A 16,901-nucleotide genomic window follows, 5' to 3' on the forward strand; every position below is an offset into this window, starting at 1 on the left:
GTTATCTCTTCACCGTTTCGCTTGTTGACTGGCGCGCCTGCTGGCGGCAGAAATACGAGAAATATGATTGACTAAGTTAAGTTTAAAACACGAAAAAGGAGAGAACACCATGAATATTTCAAAAGCGCTGATCGGTGCGCTGTCCGTGGCGGCGACATTTCTTGCCTCGACGGCACCTGTCCGCGCCGATGGGGAGGTCAACATCTACTCCTACCGGCAGCCGGACCTCATTCAGCCGCTATTGGACGCCTTCACCAAGAAGACGGGCATCACGACCAACGTGCTCTTCCTCGACAAGGGTCTCGTCGAGCGCATTCAGGCCGAAGGCGCGAACTCTCCCGCCGACGTAATCCTGACCGTGGATATCAGCCGCCTGACCGAGGCCAAGGATGCGGGCGTGACGCAACCGGTCGCCAACGAGACCATCAACAAGGACATCCCCGACCATTTCCGCGATCCGGACGGCAACTGGTTCGGCCTGACGACGCGCGGCCGCGTCGTCTATGCCTCGAAGGAGCGCGTCGCTCAGGACGACATCACCTATGAGGAGCTCGCCGACCCGAAGTGGAAGGGCAAGATCTGCACCCGCGACGGCCAGCACTCCTACAATGTCGGCCTGTTCGCCTCCATGATCGCCCACCACGGCGAAGCCGAAGCGGAAAAGTGGCTCACGGGCCTCAGGAACAATCTTGCCAAGAAGCCGGACGGCGGCGACCGCGACCAGGCCAAGGCAATCTTCGCCGGGGAGTGCGACCTGGCGCTCGGCAACAGCTACTATGTCGGCCTGATGATCACCAACGAGAAGGAGCCCGAACAGAAGGAATGGGCCTCGGCGATCAAGGTTCTGTTCCCGAACACGAAGGACCGGGGCACCCATGTGAACATCTCCGGCATGGCGCTCGCCAAGAACGCGCCGAACAAGGAGAATGCCCTGAAGCTCATGGAGTTCCTGTCCGAAGGCGAAGCGCAGAAGATCTATGCCGAGCAGGTCTTCGAATATCCGGTGCTGCCGGGCGCCGAACCATCGGAAGTCGTCAAGTCCTTCGGTGAGATCAAGCCCGACACGCTGCCGCTCGCCGAAATCGCGGCAAACCGCAAGAAGGCCTCGGAACTCGTCGACAAGGTCGGCTACAACGACGGCCCGCAGGATTGACGGGAACACGCCGGATAGGTGCGACGACGGCGGGCGAATGCCCGCCGTTTTCGTCCGTGCCGGCGGAAGTGCTCCCTATTTCCGTTCGTGGCCGATCCAGTCCAGGATCGCCTTGCGCCGCTCCGGCGTCGAGGGATGCGTCGAAAAGATGCTCGTTCCACCTTTATCGTCGAGCTTCGTTTCCAGCAGTTCGAAGAAACGGGCGATCGCTGCCGGATCGAAACCCGCCTTCATCATCAGTTCGACCGAGTGCCTGTCCGCTTCCGCCTCTGCTGAGCGTGAGTAGGAAAGTGCGAGGAGGCCGCCGCCCTGCACCAGCATGTCCTCGGCTCCCGATCCGATATCGCCGGCGACCAGCATGAGGAGGGCAGTGATGCCGGCGGCACGATAGATCTGTCGAAGGCTGTGCTTGTGCGCGACATGGCCGATCTCATGGGCCAGCACGCCGAGGATCATCTCGGTATCTTCGCCCGCGAGTTCCACGAGTTCGTCGGTAAGGATCAGTGTTCCGTCAGGCAAGGCGAAGGCGTTCGGACCGAGCGCGCCGCCTCCGCGGAAGTGGAGCGTATAGCCCGCCTCTCCCCGTGCGGATTGCGACGCGACGCGGCGGAACCCTTCCACGATCCTGTTGCGCTTCGCCTCGTCGAGCTTCGACTTGTCCAGCAGGGTCCGATCCATCGTCTCCAGGGCGCTCGCCGACATGATTTGCGGCACGGCCGGCGGCGTGACGGCGATGGCAACCTCCACCAGCAAGGGCAGTGCCGAGCGATAAATCAGCGCGCCAAGCAGGATCGCGGCGGCGACGAAGGCGATCAGCCGCGGATGGAAGCGCTCCAGCCGGTGGATCGCTCCCTCGCTTGCGCGACCTTTCCCGGTTAGGAACCGGTCGACCGCGTCATTGTCGGCAGTCTCGAACAGCGATCCGTCCGGAAAGGTGACCCGGCGCGGAATGCGGCCTACCCGGGACGATATCTCGATCGAGTGCAGGTTGCCGCCCGCAAGCTCGCCGCCGCTTTCTCCGTCGACGACAAGGTGCCCTGCTCTCTCGACGAGGCTTGCGGGAACCGAGCGACTCGATCCCGGAGGATGCCACTCGCCTGAAGCGATCGTCGTGCCGTCAGAAGCCAAAGTCGAATCCTTCTATATCCATGAATTCGGCACCGACCGCCGAGCCCTCCTGCGCAATCTGCGACAAGAGTTCGCCGACATCTCCTTCGAATCGCACGCCCGTATGCTCGTTCACGTAGCGCGCCATCCTCACTGCCGCCCAGGGCCGCATCAGGCCGAGCGTAACAAGGGTAACGATCAGGTTTGAGACGGCGATCCAGGTATAGCGCAGGCGCGACAGGTCGCTCAACAGCCGATGCCTGCCGTCGAAAGAGGTGGCGGACCAGGCGACGTTGCGCACGCCGGCGCGGTAGATCAGCGCCGCCAGGCCGAAGATCGCGAAGAGAAGGAGGTAACCGAGCACAAGCAGCAAGCCGGTAAACCCCTGCAAAGCCTGGGAAGAGAGTTCGGCACCCTCTGCCACGGCGTTGACCAACGCCACGCCGAGGAAAACAAAGAAGCCGCCGATCAGCATGCCCAGCACCAGGACCGCGGCCGGGGCCACCCAGGTTCTGTAGAGCCGACCAAGAGGGGGATCGGTCGAAAACGGCTTCTGACCATAGCGCAGATTGTTGCCGACATAGCGGTAGGACCAGCGGCTGGCGAGCGGCGCCAAAATGCCGAGGGTCAAGGCCGCCAGGACCGGACCGATGATAAAAGCAAGGAACGCCCCGCCGGCGCCGCCGACGAAGTCGAAGCGCACGTTGCGGTAGCTCGTCACCCTTGCGCTGAAGCGCAGCCCCCGCGCGACGAGCCAGGGTACGAAGAAAAGCATCAGGACGCCGAGACCGATGCCGACGAGCGGCACGAATGTGAGCATGATGTTGTAGAGGACCAGATAGGCGAACACGATCAGGCGGCCGATGAGGATCTGCCCGCCACTCGCGTGATACTCGAACCCGCGCCCGAGCAGGATGGTGTTGCCGTAGAAATAACGATTGCGGCGGACCTTCGCCCAGGCCGAATAGATGCCGAGCGTTATGATCGTCAAAAGGATATTGACGATCCATATCCCGAAATATTCCCTGCCGCTTCCCGTGAAGGATAGGCGCTGGATATCCCCTTCAGCCGCGCGTCCGAAGCTGCGCTCGCCGGCATTTTGTGCCGGCAACGACTCTGCCATTGTCATGGTGCCCCCTACAAACCGATGCCTGCCGCCTCAGCGGCAGGTGCCGCTTGAATATTCGACGGCCATCCCCCAACGACCATCTGCTAGAGCACTTAGGTAACGGTTTTCCGAAGTGCGTATCTGACGAAGGATGCGAATCTGCGATTCGCATCGAGCACAACTGACGATAGTTTCCCTGCCGGATCTCGCGCAACAAAAAAGAGCCTCCCGAAGGAGGCTCCGATTGGAGGAGGAGAGCTTTGTTCGCGTTACCGCATCGTCGGTATCGAGAACTCGGCGCCGTCCTTGATGCCTGACGGCCAGCGCGAGGTGATGGTCTTGGTCCGGGTCCAGAACTTGATCGAATCCGTGCCATGCTGATTGAGGTCGCCGAAGGACGAGGATTTCCAGCCGCCGAAAGAATGATAGGCGAGCGGAACCGGGATCGGAACATTGACGCCGACCATGCCGATATTGATGCGGGAGGCGAAGTCGCGCGCCGCATCGCCGTCGCGGGTATAGATGGCGACACCATTGCCGTATTCATGCTTCATCGGCAGCGACAGGGCCTCTTCGTAGTTCCTGGCGCGGACGACCGAAAGGACGGGTCCGAAGATTTCGGTCTTGTAGATGTCCATGTCGGGTGTGACGTCATCGAAGAGGCAGCCGCCGATGAAGTGGCCGTTCTCATAGCCCTGCAGCTTGAAGTCGCGGCCGTCGACCACGAGCTTCGCACCCTGCTCGATGCCGCTGTCGATCAGGCTGCGGATGCGCTGTTCCGCCTCCTTGGTGACGACGGGGCCCATATCGGCCTTTTCGTCGGTATAGGGACCGATGCGCAGGCTTTCGACCATCGGCACGAGCTTGTCGATCAGCCGGTTTGCGGTTTCCTCGCCGACCGGAACAGCGACCGAGATCGCCATGCAGCGCTCGCCCGCGGAACCGTAGCCGGCGCCGATGAGGGCGTTGGCCGCCTGGTCGAGGTCGGCGTCCGGCATGATGATCATGTGGTTCTTTGCGCCGCCGAAGCATTGCGCACGCTTGCCGTTCATCGCAGCCGTGCCGTAGACGTAGCGGGCGATCGGGGTCGAGCCGACGAAGGAGACGGCGGCGATATCGGGATGCGTCAGAATCGCATCGACCGCGCCCTTGTCACCGTTGACGACGTTGAGGATGCCCGCCGGCAGACCGGCTTCGATCATCAGTTCGGCAAGGCGGATCGGCACGGAGGGATCGCGTTCGGAAGGCTTGAGGATGAACGCATTGCCGCAGGCGATCGCCGGGGCGAACATCCACATAGGGATCATGCCAGGGAAGTTGAACGGGGTGATGCCGGCGCCGATGCCGACCGGCTGGCGGATCGAGTACATGTCGATGCCGGGACCGGCGCCTTCGGTGAATTCGCTCTTCTGCAGGTGCGGAATGCCGATGACGAATTCGCAGACCTCGAGGCCGCGCACGATGTCGCCCTTGGCGTCGTCGATGGTCTTGCCATGCTCGCGGGAGAGCATTTCGGCCAGCTCGTTCATGTTGTCGTTCAGGAGCTGGACGAACTTCATGAAGACGCGGGCGCGGCGCTGCGGATTGGTTGCGGCCCACTTGGGCTGGGCAGCCTTGGCGCTCTCGACGGCGGCGGCCAGGTCCGCGTCGCTCGCCAGCGCCACGGTGCCTTGAACTTCGCCCGTTGCCGGGTTGAAGATGTTGCTGACGCGACCGCTCGTGCGGGCAACGCGCTTGCCGTCGATGAAATGACCGAGCTCATACATGAGTGTTCCTCCTGACCCTTGATTGTGCCCTCATGATCGCACTACGATTTCAACAATTCAATTTCCGAATTTCAGGAACCGTTGTGCGCAAATTAAAGTCCATGAAAGCGTTCGCATGAACTGGGACGACGTCCGGGTATTTCTGGCTGTCGCGCGGACGGGCCAGATCCTCGCCGCCTCGAAAAGGCTCGGCATCAATCACGCGACGCTCAGCCGGCGGGTTACCGCGCTCGAGGAAAGACTGAAAGCGAAGCTCCTCATCCGGCGTCCCAACGGCTGCGAACTGACGGCCGAAGGCGAGGTCTTCTTTGCCGCGGCCGAGCGCATGGAAACCGAGATGCTCGCCGCCCAATCGCAGGTCGGGCGGATCGACACGGCGATCGCCGGCACCGTGCGCATCGGCGCGCCTGACGGTTTCGGCGTCTCCTTCCTGGCGCCGCGTCTCGGGCGGCTCACGGCACGTTACCCGGAACTGAAGCTCCAGCTCGTTCCTGTTCCGCGCTCCTTCTCGCTGTCGCAGCGCGAGGCCGACATCGCGATCACCATCGAGCGGCCGGAACAGGGGCGGCTCGTCTCGTCCAAGCTCACCGACTATACACTGGGTCTCTACGCATCGGCAGAATATCTTGGCCGCTACGGCACACCCGGGTCTGTCGACGATCTCAAGAACCATCGCCGGATCGGCTATGTGGAAGACCTCATCTTCACGCCGTCACTCAATTTCTCCACCGAGGTCATGCGCAGCTGGGACGCCTCCTTCGAGATCTCCAGCGCCATGGGCCAGACCGAGGCGGTCCGCTCCAGCGCCGGGATCGGCATCCTGCACAATTATATAGCCCGGCAATATCCGGAGCTTGTACGCCTGCTCCCCGATAGGACGATCCGCCGCGCCTATTGGACGACCTATCACGAGAGCGCCCGCGACCTGGTGCGCGTGCGCACGGTCGCAGCGTTCCTGCAGGAAATGGTGACGGCGGAGCATCAGATATTCGTTTAGCGCGGGATGAGGAAAAATGTGCGGCTTTCCGCCTGCATCGCGCGTCTCAACTCGACCTGAAATCATCGCTGTCAGCCGAGCAGCATCTTCAGATGGTCGTTGAGGAAACGACCCTTCGGGTCCAATTCCCTTCGCAGCGCACGGAAGTCTCCGGCGCGCGGATAGAGATGCGTCACGTCGTCGGTGTCGAGGAAATGCATCTTCCCCCAATGCGGCCGCGAGTCGTATCCGCGCAGGATCTGGTCGACGTCCTTCAAAAACGCCCAGTAATCGATCCCCGGGCCGCCCGAGACGGAGAGCGTGATGCTGTCCTGGTGATGGAACGGGCTCATCCACGCCGGATCGCCGGCGGTGAAGCGATACTCGATCGGATAGATGCAGTTCGTATGCTTGTTGAGCATGAGGTCGCGCACGGCTCTGACGGCCGCCTTGCCGTGTTCCACGGGCACCGCATATTCGAGTTCGACGAAGTTCGGGACGTATTCGATGGGATAGACTTCCGAACTGTAGGCGATCTTTTCGAACTCGCTCTCCATCGGCGCCGCATCGGTGATGTCCATCACCTTCATTTCGCAGACGTCGGCCGATTTGTTCGTAGATGAGACGGCCGAGGTATCCGGCAGGCAGTAGAGATGGCGGCTTTCCGGCGTCGGGCACCAGAAGAATCCGAAATGCCGGTGGTTTTCCGCCAGTTCGTCATGGCGCTCCATGCAGGTCTCGAAGTCGTCACGCCACAGCCGCTCGTGCAGGTTATAGGCATCCATGACGTTGAGGGTCATGGACGAGATGATACCGAGCGTGCCGACCGAGACCTGCGCCGCGTGGAGGAGTTCTTCGTCACTCCCATCGATGTCGAGGATCTCCCCGTTCGCCTTTACGATTCGCATTCCGGCGATCGAAGAGGCCATGTTTCCGAGCTTGATCCCGGTCCCGTGGGTTCCGGTGGTAAAGGCGCCGGCGACCGCCTGGCTATCGATATCCCCCTGATTGATCAGCGAGAGTCCGTGCTGCTTCAGCGTCTTGCCCACCTCGTTGATGCGCGTTCCGCCTGCTACGGTAATCTGCTTGCGTGTCTTGTCGACCTTCTGAACGCCCCTGAGATCTGCGAGCGACAAAAGGAGACCACTGGTTCCGACGACCGGCGTGAAGGAGTGGCCCGAACCCGAGACGCGAACTCCGAGATCCCGCTTGTCCGCTTCTGCGACCAGCTCCGCCAGTTCGGCCTCGGTGCCGGGCGAGGCCTTGTACTGCGATACGCAGTACTGATTGCCGACCCAGTTCCGCCAGACTCCACCTTTCTCGAAAGCCATGTTTCTTCCCCTCACATCGCTGTAAAACAATTGTCTACGAACAGATGGGCGCCGCTGACAAAGCTTGCGTCGTCGCTCGCAAGATAAAGGGCGGCCTTGGCGACCTCGTCCGGCCGGCACATCCGGCCCTGTTGGGCGGCGATCGCTGCGTCGGAAACATCGACCCCGTAGCGGGTCAGTTCCTCGACTTCCCTCTGGCCGTGAGCCGTCTGGATAAAGCCGGGGCAAACCGCATTGCACCGGATGTTCCGGTCCCTGAACTCCACGGCGACGGACCGGGCGAACATGTGGCACGCCCCCTTGGTCGTATTGTAAAGGACCTCCATCGGGGTTGCCGCAACCGCCGATATGGAAGAGGTGCAGACGATCGATCCGCCCCCGGCGTCGATCATCTGGGGAAGGACGGCGCGGGTCATGAGGAACATGCTGCGCACGTTGACGGCCATCAGCCGGTCCCACTCCTCGGCCGTCGTCTCCAGGAACGGCCGAATGACGATGGTGCCAGCATGGTTGAACAGGACCGTGATCGGTCCGAGTTCTCCCGAAACCCTCTCCACCGCCTGCGTTACCTGACGTTCGTCCGACACATCAGCCGAGGCGAACGCAGCCCTGAAGCCCTCGCTGCGGAGGCGGGCGGCGACCGTTTCCCCTTGGCTCTGCGGGAGATCTACGATCCCGACCGCTGCGCCCTCCCGAGCGAAAAGTTCGGTGGCGGCGAGACCACACCCCCCTGCCCCGCCGCTGATAAGCGCAATTTTTCCATGCAATCGACCAGCCACCTGCTCCTCCAGCTGTCGTAGTGCTGCCTATGGCGCGGCTTGGAGGACGGCTCTCTTGGCGTTTTGGTGTCTGATGTCCGGCCGGCTTGCGGGCAGCTATGATGCTTGTTCCACGCTGTCACATTGCCGGAGGATGACGAGCAGGTCCATATTCCTGCGACGGATCGTGCGCTTATTCTCAGGAGAAACAGCAATCACGGATGATTTTGAAGAAAAATGGTACGGTTGGGGGGGATCGAACCTCCGACCTCAGGTGCCACAAACCTGCGCTCTAACCAACTGAGCTACAACCGCACTCGGCAAGCGACTCCAACTTCGTTTGGGGTCGTCGCTTGGCGGCTCACATACGGTCACTCACACCGATTTGCAAGCCTTAAGTTCAGATTATCCAGCAAAAAGACCGGATGGCAAGCCACCCGGTCTTTGCTTTGAATCCGATCGATACGGCGCGGCCGATCAGCCCTTCTTGAGGCTGGACATCGCCTTTTCCGCGGCATCCTTGCCGGGCTTGGCAACGTTCTCGGCGACCTTGCGCGTCGCTTCCTGCATCGTCTTCGCCTGCTCGACGGCAAGCTCGGCCTGCTTGCGGATGAAGGCGGTCTGCAGTTCGACGAGTTCGGAGAGCGACCTCACGCCGAGCAGAGCTTCCATGTGCGAGAGCGAGCTTTCGGCATTGGTGCGCAGCGCGTCGATGGCCTTGAGGCCGAGTTCGACGGTGCCCGACTGAGCGCTCTCGACCGTCGCTTCGACGGTCTTCGCTGCTTCTTCGGTCGCGGTCTTCATCTTGGCGTAGGCTTCCTTCGACTGCGCGGCGCCCTTTTCGGCGAACTCGCGGAAGCTGTCGGCAAACTTGGTCGGGTCGAAAGAGAGGGAAAATGCGTCTTCGGTCTTCCTGGTAGCCATTTCATGCGCTCCTTGGTGTGGCCCTCTTCAGAGGCGCCGTTTTGATTGATGGCCGTTCTATAGCCGATTTGGTTGTGCGTTGCAATAAATTTGTGCAGTGCACAATAAGCCATGCCCATTAACCTTCCGCGCCGAAAGACGTGGCCGAGGTCGTCCCGTTGCTGGACCCTCGCCGATGGGCTGGGTATTAATAGAGCGTTAACGCGCAAGCGATCCGTCAGTAGGTCTGCCGATGCCCGAAAGACAGTACCCCTTCATCGACATTGCCGTGCATGCACGGGTGCGGGAGCATTTTGCCCGGGGGGATGCGTCCGTCCTTTTTTCGAAGAATGTCGCGCGGGTGCTATGGGCCAACGACCAGGGCGCAAAGCTGTTCGGGACGGCCTCGGTCTACGATTTCATCGATACCGACCTCGACCCGAGCGATCTTTCGCTTCGCCAGCTGCGCGCCGCCGCGGCGCAGCTCGCGGCCGTCGGGGACCGCCGGCAGCTTCTGATCCGTATGGTATCGGGCTTTCGCCGGCTTCCGCTCAACGCCGCCGTGGAGATGATCCTCATCGGGCCCGGCGAAGAGGCAATCCTGTTCACCGTGCCCAACAACGGCAAGGCGCTTTCGACCGAAGCGCGCGCAGAGGCGATGATTGCTGGCCTCGACGGGCCGGACACGCATATGGCCGTGCTCGACGCCGATGGGACCGTCATTGCCGGCTCGCCCGGCTTCGAGAGTCTTGGCCTTTCGGCGGATATTCGCCGGACGCTCGTTGCAGCCGCTGCGAGCGACAAGGATCGGCTGATCAAGCGTCCGGTCGCGACGGAAAAAGGGCGCCTGCCGGCGGCAGTCGGCAAGATTTCGGACCATCCGGCGCTCCACCTGCTCTTCGCGGTCGAGGCAATTCTCGAGAAATCCGAGACCGGAGAGGCGATCGGCGCGGCGGCGGAGCAGGCTATCCCCGCCGCACCTGCGGCGCCCGTCGAAACACGAGAGGCGGTCCCCTCCTCCGCGGCACCGGCGGAGACGGAACAGCCGGCGGGCCGCCTCGAGGAAGCCGAGCCCGCTCCCTCGCCGGAGGCGGCAGCACCGGCAGAACACGAAGCGTCCGTCGGGGACGGCACCGACGACGAAGCGCAAGGGGAGCTCGCTCCGCAGGACGAGGCCGAGGCCGCCGATCTCGCCGAGCCTGAAACGCCGCTTGAAGCAGAACCGGCTTCCGGTGAACCGGCTGCCGATGCGGACCGTGGCGGAGAAACCGCCGACTTCGCTTTCGCAGCCGGCGGACGGGCGGTACGGTTCGTCTGGAAGATCGACGCGGAGGGACGTTTCAGCGAAATTTCCGAAGAGTTCGCGTCAGCCGTCGGCCCGAAGGCCGCCGACGTGATCGGCGTTAGCTTCACCGATCTCGCCGATCGCTACGATCTCGACCCCGACGACAAGATCAACGAGCTCCTGCATCGCCGCGATACCTGGTCCGGCAAGACGATCTTCTGGCCGGTCCAGGGAACCAATCTCAAGGTGCCGGTCGATCTCGCCGCTCTTCCCACCTATTCCCGTTCGCGCGAGTTCGACGGCTTCCGCGGCTTCGGCATCGTCAGGATCGCCGACGCTGTGCCGGACGCCAAGGCGGCCGGGCTTGCGCTCGACCGGCCGGCGCCGGCGCAGACCGCGCAGGCTTCAAGCGACATGTCGTCCGAGGGCGCCGGTGCGCCGCAGGCTGAGGCTGGCTCCAAGACCGGCCCTGCCGGCAGTGGGAAAGATGCGGCCGAGGCTGCACCGGACGTATCCGAAGACCCGTTCCGCGGCGAACAGCCGGCGCTGCGGGTCGTCGAAACGGCCGGCAGGCAGGCCTCCGACAAGGTCATCGATCTCGACGAGCGCCGACCGGCGGGAGCCGGCGCGCTGACCCGCGGCGAGCAGGCGGCCTTCCGCGAGATTGCAAGGCAGCTCGGCGAGCATTTCGCCCCTGACCAGCTGCCGCAGGAAGGCAAAGCCGAAGGCCGGCACGAAGCTGACACCTCCCCCAGCACGCCGGCTGACACGGAAGAAAGCCGACAGACGGAGAAAGCGGAGGCGCCAGGCGGATGGCACGATGCGACGCCGGCGGGCGAGACCCCTGCTGCGGCAATGGAGCCCGGCCTCACCGCACGCAATGGTGCAGCCATGAGCAGCGAGATCCTCGACAGGCTGCCGGTCGCATTGCTGGTTCACCACGGCGACGCTTTGCTGCATGCCAATGCGGAATTCCTGCGGCTGACCGGATATGAGAATCTCGAAGCCTTCGAACAGGAGGGTGGCCTGGAGGCCCTGTTCGCTCTCGGAAACGAGGCCGGCGCGGCAAAGCCGAACGGAACCATGACGCTGGTCCGCAAGGATGGCAGGCTCATTCCCGTCGGCGCCCACCTGCATTCGATCCGATGGGAAGGAAAGAGCGCGCTGATGCTTGCGCTGACCCCGGCCGGCGCAAGCGAAGCGGAGAAGCAGGCGCGCGAAGACGAAGGAGCGGCAGAGGCAAGCCGGCTTCGGATGGAGATCGACGAGCTCCGATCGATTCTGGAAACCGCGACCGATGGGGTCGTGGTCCTCGGACGGGACGGCGACATCCGGACGATGAACCGTTCCGCAAGCGCGCTCTTCGACTATGACGAGGCCGATATGCGCGGAAAGCCGTTCGCCGCGCTCTTCGCCCATGAGAGCCAGAAGGCAGTGATCGACTATCTCCAAGGCCTTTCCGGCCACGGTGTCGCAAGCGTGCTCAACGACGGCCGGGAAGTGATCGGCCGCGAAGCCGCCGGCGGCTTCATTCCGTTGTTCATGACCATCGGCCGGCTCTCCTCCTCCAACGGTTACTGCGCGGTCATCCGCGACATCACCCAGTGGAAGCGGACCGAAGAGGAGCTTCGCAACGCCAAGCGCGCCGCAGAGACGGCAAACGCCCACAAGACGGAATTCCTGGCCCGGGTCAGCCACGAGATCCGCACGCCGCTCAACGCCATCATCGGGTTTTCCGACATGATGGCGAGCGAGCATTTCGGCCCCATCGGCCATCCGCGTTATATCGAATATGCCGGCGACATCGGCCGGTCGGGGCGTCACGTCCTCGACATCGTCAACGATCTGCTCGACATCTCGAAGATCGAGGCCGGCGAGATGGATCTCGACTTCGGCGCCGTGGATCTCAACGAGGCCGTCTCCGAGGCCGTGTCGCTGGTGCAGCCGCAGGCCAATAGCCAACGCGTGATCATCCGCACTTCGCTGTCGGGATCCGTGCCCGAGGTCGTCGCCGACGACCGTTCGATCAAGCAGATCGCCCTGAACATCCTGGCGAATGCCATCCGCTTTACGCCGTCGGGCGGCCAGATTGTCGTGTCGACGTCCTACGAGGCTAATGGCAGCGTCATCCTGAGAATCCGCGACACGGGCATCGGCATGACCCGCAGCGAGCTCGACCAGGCGATGAAGCCCTTCCGCCAGGTCACGACCGGCGGCCGCAAGCGTGGCGACGGCACCGGGCTTGGCCTGCCGCTGACGAAGGCGATGGCGGAAGCGAACCGCGCGCAGTTCGCCATCACTTCGGCCCCGAACGAGGGCACGCTGGTGGAAATATCCTTTCCCTCACAACGCGTCTTGGCCAATTGAGACCGAATGCTGTAAGGAAATGTTGACCTGCGGGAGCCAGTTTGTCGGTTCTTGAAGGTTGAGGAAACTGCGGGCCGTTCCCTCACTCGTCATTTCGATCGGCATTGCTTCGGACGGATCGTTTGCACTTCACCGCCAAAAGCCTCAAGCGGCGCTACGCCAGCTCCGGCACCGGCCTTCACCATCCGCTCCTCACCGGCTGGGCCGGACTCGCCTCCGCCGTCGTGCTCATGCCGATTCTTGCCATTGCGTGGCTAGCCGTTTCCGGCGGCACCGCAGACTGGCCGCATCTCATCGAAAACGTGATCCCGCGTGCAACCGGTCGCACGCTTCTCCTGGTCCTGTTCACAGGCACCGCCACCGCCATGATCGGCATCGTCACCGCCTGGCTGGTGGCAACCTATGAATTTCCGTTACGCCGCTTCCTTTCGGCGGCCCTGGTGCTGCCGCTTGCCATACCGGCCTACCTTTCGGCCTATGCCTTCGGGGAGCTGCTCACCTTCACCGGCCCTGTGCAGGGCCTGGTGCGGGCCCTCTTCGGATTTCAGACGAGCCGCGATTACTGGTTTCCCGACGTGCGTTCCCTCGGCGGCGCGGTGCTCGTTCTGAGCTCGGTGCTCTATCCCTATATCTATCTCGCCTGCCGTTCCATGTTCCTCATGCAGGGCCGCGCCGCCGCGGACGTGGCGCGGACGCTCGGGGCCGGACCGCTGAAGGTCTTCTTCCGCGTCCAGCTTCCGATGGCGCGGCCGGCGATCATGATCGGCCTCACGCTCGTTGCCATGGAAACGCTGAACGATATCGGGGCGGTAGAATTTCTCGGCGTGCAGACCCTGACCTTCTCCATCTTCGATACCTGGCTCAACCGTGGCAGCCTCGCCGGCGCGGCGCAGATCGCCTGCATCATGCTGGTTTTCGTCATCGGCCTGATGATGGTCGAGCGGGCGGCACGCCGCAGACAGCGCTTTGCGAGCCAGAAGACCACGGCCGCAGTTCACGACGCCGCGAGGCTGAAACTTTCCGGCTGGAAGAAATGGGCCGCGACGGCCGCCTGCCTTCTGCCGATACTGTCGGGCTTTGCCGTTCCCTTCCTTGTTCTGGGCGACTATGCCCTGAAACGCCTCGACCAGTTCCTGGCGCCGCGCCTCCTGAGCGCGCTGCTGCACAGCATCCTGGTGTCCGGTCTGACAGCGTTTGCGACCGTGCTCCTGGGTTTCGTGCTCGCCTATGCCGCGCGCACCGGGCGTTCGCGCATCACCGATATCGCCGGGCGGCTCGCCTCCTTCGGCTATGGCGTGCCCGGTACCGTACTGGCGATCGGGGTGCTCTTTCCGCTCGCCGCCCTCGACAACACCATCGACGCCGAGATGCGGGGGCTTTTCGGGATTTCCACCGGCCTGCTCATGAGCGGCACCGGCTTTGCCATCATCTATGCCTGCACGGTCCGCTTCCTGACCATGGCGGAAGGGACGCTCGAGGCCGGCTTCCAGAAACTGTCGCCGCATCTCGATATGGCCGCACGCGCGCTCGGGCGCACGAGCGGCCAGACGCTGCGCGCGGTGCTCCTGCCGATGATGCGGCCCGCAGTGCTGACGGCCGCGCTCCTCGTCTTCATAGAAACGATGAAGGAGCTTTCCGCGACCATCATGCTGCGCCCGTTCAATTTCAATACGCTGGCGACGCTCGTCTACGAGGATGCCTCGCGGGCGAAGGTGGAAGACGCCTCCGTTGCGGCGATGATCATCGTCCTCGCCGGGATGGTCCCCGTCATCCTGGTGTCCCGGTCGCTCGAACGCCGGTCATAGATCACGTATTCCTGTGCGCGTCGCAGGGATGAGATGGGTGGGCAGAGGGGGGTGTCACCCGACCTAAAATCTCGTGATCTATGCAAGGGATCGCACCCTCTCCGCCCTCATCCCTGTGCTCGTCACAGGGATCCAGCGGCGCCGCGTCTGCGGCACGGGAAAGTCCCCAGCCCAAGGACTTGGGCTGGCCGGATTCCTGTGACGAGCACAGGAATGAGGAAGTCGGGGATGAGCCGGCACTACGACAACGTCCGCTTGCGGTATGCGAGTGAGTCTCACGGACTGCACCCACTCTTCCTTCCATTCTCCTGCCCCGCGTCAGCGGCGCGGGCAGAGGAACAGCGGCGCAATGGAGACGGATGTCAGCCCCAATTCAGCTCTTGAGTTCCTCGAGCGCCGCAAAGAGGTCGAGAGCTTCCGGGTTCGCCAGCGCTTCCTTGTTCTTGACCGGACGGCCGTGCACCACGTCGCGCACCGCCAGTTCGACGATCTTGCCGGACTTGGTGCGCGGGATGTCGGCGACGGCGATGATCTTCGCCGGCACGTGCCGCGGCGAGGCGCCGGACCTGATCCGGTTCTTGATCTCCCTGGTCAGTGCTTCGGTCAGCTCGACCCCGCGGGCCAGCCGCACGAACAGAACGACGCGGACATCGTCCTCCCAGTCCTGGCCGATGCACAGTGCTTCGGCGACTTCATCCATCTGTTCGACCTGATTGTAGATCTCCGCCGTGCCGATGCGCACGCCGCCGGGGTTCAATGTCGCGTCGGAACGGCCGTGGATGACGATGCCGCCATGCGGTGTCCATTCGGCAAAATCGCCGTGGCACCAGACATTGTCGAACCGGTCGAAATAGGCGGCTCGATACTTCGCGCCGTCCGGATCGTTCCAGAACATGACAGGCATCGACGGAAACGCCCTGGTGCAGACGAGTTCGCCCTTTTCCCCCCGCACCGGCTTGCCTTCGTCGTTCCAGACATCGACGGCGAGCCCGAGGCCGGGGCCCTGGATCTCTCCGCGCCACACGGGTTTCAGGGGATTGCCGAGCACGAAGCAGGAGACGATGTCGGTGCCGCCGGAAATCGAGGCGAGCTGGAGATCGGGCTTGATACCCTCATAGACGAAGGAGAAGCCCTCCGGCGAAAGCGGCGAGCCGGTGGACGTCATGAGCCGCAAGGACGACAGATCGTGCGTCCTTGCCGGGGTGAACCCGCCCTTGCGCACGGCGTCGATATATTTCGCCGAGGTGCCGAACACGGCGAAGCGTTCGGCGGCGGCATAATCGAAGAGCACGTTGCCGTCGGGGCAAAAAGGTGAGCCGTCATAGAGGCACAGAGTTGCGCCCACGGCGAGGCCCGAGGCCAGCCAGTTCCACATCATCCAGCCGCAGGTGGTGAAATAGAACAGCCGCTCGCCGTCCCTCAGCCCGCAATGGAAGCGATGTTCCTTGAGGTGCTGCAGCAGCGTTCCGCCGGCCGAATGGACGATGCATTTGGGTACGCCGGTCGTGCCCGAGGAGAACAGTATGTAGAGCGGATGGCCGAACGGCAGGCGCTCGAAGACAAGCGGTCCGGCCTGGAATCCGGCGATGAAATCGGCAAGCGTCACCCCGCCCTCGACGGTCGGCGCAAGCGCGGCGCTGTTTCCGGCATAGGGAACGATGACGGTGGGCGCGCCGAGCGACTTGGCCACCGCACGCACCTTCGAGTCCACGTCCTGCCGCTTGCCGTTGTACCAGTAGCCGTCGCAAACGATGAAGAGCTTGGGGGCGATCTGGCCGAAGCGGTCGAGGACGCCCTGCTCGCCGAAATCGGGCGAACAGGACGACCAGATGGCGCCGACGGAAGCGGTCGCAAGCATGAGTGCGATCGTCTCGGGCATGTTCGGCATCATCGCGGCGACGCGGTCGCCGGCGCCGATCCCCTGCGCCCTCAGCGCCTGTTGCAGACGCGACACCAGGGCGCGCAGTTCGTCCCAGGTCAGCCGGTAGCTCACCTTGTCCTCGCCGCGGAAGATCAAGGCATCGCCGCTCCCCGTCTTGCGCAGCAGGTTTTCGGCGAAGTTGAGCCTCGCTTCCGGAAAGAAACGGGCATCGAGCATCCGGTCGCCGTCGACGAGCGCCTTCTCCCCGCTTTCGCCGATGACCTTGCAATGTTCCCATACGGCGGTCCAGAACGCGCCGCGCTCGTTCACCGACCAGTCATGAAAGGCATCATAGTCGGCGAAGCTGCGCCCGAAGCGCTCCCCGCACCAGTCAATGAACTCAGCCATCGGGCTGCGTTCGACTATCTCCCTGTCCGGAACCCACAAAGGTCGTTCTGCTTGCATGCTCTCCTCCACTCTT

Annotated in this window: 11 protein-coding genes and 1 tRNA gene; 4 read left to right on the forward strand and 8 right to left on the reverse strand. The window is 63.2% G+C overall.

Features of this window, described 5'->3' with window-relative positions:
* The first annotated feature begins 109 nt into the window (after positions 1 to 109).
* The gene (locus tag M1D43_RS10000; RefSeq protein ID WP_010968778.1) at positions 110 to 1,153 is read left to right on the forward strand and encodes a Fe(3+) ABC transporter substrate-binding protein; all 1,044 of its coding nucleotides are present in this window, start codon (positions 110 to 112) and stop codon (positions 1,151 to 1,153) included.
* Positions 1,154 to 1,228: 75 nt separating this feature from the next.
* On the opposite strand, the gene M1D43_RS10005 is transcribed toward M1D43_RS10000, so the two are convergent.
* From M1D43_RS10005 to M1D43_RS10015, 3 genes are all read right to left on the reverse strand, one after another.
* Positions 1,229 to 2,281, reverse strand: a complete 1,053-nt coding sequence (locus tag M1D43_RS10005) for a M48 family metallopeptidase (RefSeq protein WP_010968777.1) — start codon at positions 2,279 to 2,281, stop codon at positions 1,229 to 1,231.
* Positions 2,271 to 3,389 (reverse strand): YjgN family protein, encoded by a 1,119-nt coding sequence (locus M1D43_RS10010; protein WP_013844056.1) that lies wholly within the window; start codon positions 3,387 to 3,389, stop codon positions 2,271 to 2,273. The genes M1D43_RS10005 and M1D43_RS10010 overlap by 11 nt, the downstream gene beginning before the upstream one ends.
* Before the next feature lie 248 nt (positions 3,390 to 3,637).
* A complete protein-coding gene (locus M1D43_RS10015; protein WP_153314384.1) occupies positions 3,638 to 5,134 on the reverse strand; it encodes a CoA-acylating methylmalonate-semialdehyde dehydrogenase in 1,497 nt (498 codons plus the stop codon).
* Positions 5,135 to 5,249: 115 nt separating this feature from the next.
* Here M1D43_RS10015 and M1D43_RS10020 point away from each other — a divergent pair, with 115 nt between their 5' ends.
* Positions 5,250 to 6,131 (forward strand): LysR family transcriptional regulator, encoded by an 882-nt coding sequence (locus tag M1D43_RS10020; RefSeq protein ID WP_153314382.1) that lies wholly within the window; start codon positions 5,250 to 5,252, stop codon positions 6,129 to 6,131.
* A gap of 71 nt (positions 6,132 to 6,202) precedes the next feature.
* Here M1D43_RS10020 and M1D43_RS10025 read toward each other — a convergent pair whose 3' ends face one another.
* From M1D43_RS10025 to phaP1, 4 genes are all read right to left on the reverse strand, one after another.
* Positions 6,203 to 7,441: a D-arabinono-1,4-lactone oxidase gene (locus M1D43_RS10025; protein ID WP_153314380.1), complete on the reverse strand. Its 1,239-nt coding sequence runs from the start codon at positions 7,439 to 7,441 to the stop codon at positions 6,203 to 6,205.
* Positions 7,442 to 7,452: 11 nt separating this feature from the next.
* Positions 7,453 to 8,220 carry an SDR family NAD(P)-dependent oxidoreductase gene (locus M1D43_RS10030; protein ID WP_027990900.1) on the reverse strand — a complete coding sequence of 256 codons (768 nt, stop codon included), beginning with the start codon at positions 8,218 to 8,220 and terminating at the stop codon, positions 7,453 to 7,455.
* 217 nt (positions 8,221 to 8,437) lie between these two features.
* Positions 8,438 to 8,514, reverse strand: a tRNA-His gene (locus M1D43_RS10035).
* A 162-nt stretch (positions 8,515 to 8,676) separates the two neighbouring features.
* Complete coding sequence (gene phaP1, locus M1D43_RS10040; RefSeq protein WP_003527110.1) at positions 8,677 to 9,123, reverse strand: phasin PhaP1; 447 nt, start codon at positions 9,121 to 9,123, stop codon at positions 8,677 to 8,679.
* 232 nt (positions 9,124 to 9,355) lie between these two features.
* Between phaP1 and M1D43_RS10045 the strand changes: the two genes are divergently transcribed.
* Entirely contained in the window at positions 9,356 to 12,754 is a 3,399-nt protein-coding gene (locus M1D43_RS10045) for a PAS domain S-box protein (RefSeq protein ID WP_153314376.1), read from the forward strand.
* 122 nt (positions 12,755 to 12,876) lie between these two features.
* Entirely contained in the window at positions 12,877 to 14,559 is a 1,683-nt protein-coding gene (locus M1D43_RS10050) for an ABC transporter permease (protein WP_127595366.1), read from the forward strand.
* Positions 14,560 to 14,932: 373 nt separating this feature from the next.
* Here the strand turns inward: M1D43_RS10050 and M1D43_RS10055 are convergent, their stop codons facing one another.
* Positions 14,933 to 16,885 (reverse strand): acetoacetate--CoA ligase, encoded by a 1,953-nt coding sequence (locus tag M1D43_RS10055; protein ID WP_153314374.1) that lies wholly within the window; start codon positions 16,883 to 16,885, stop codon positions 14,933 to 14,935.
* Between the last annotated feature and the right edge of the window lie 16 nt (positions 16,886 to 16,901).

This window comes from Ensifer sp. R1-3 (assembly GCF_056739175.1).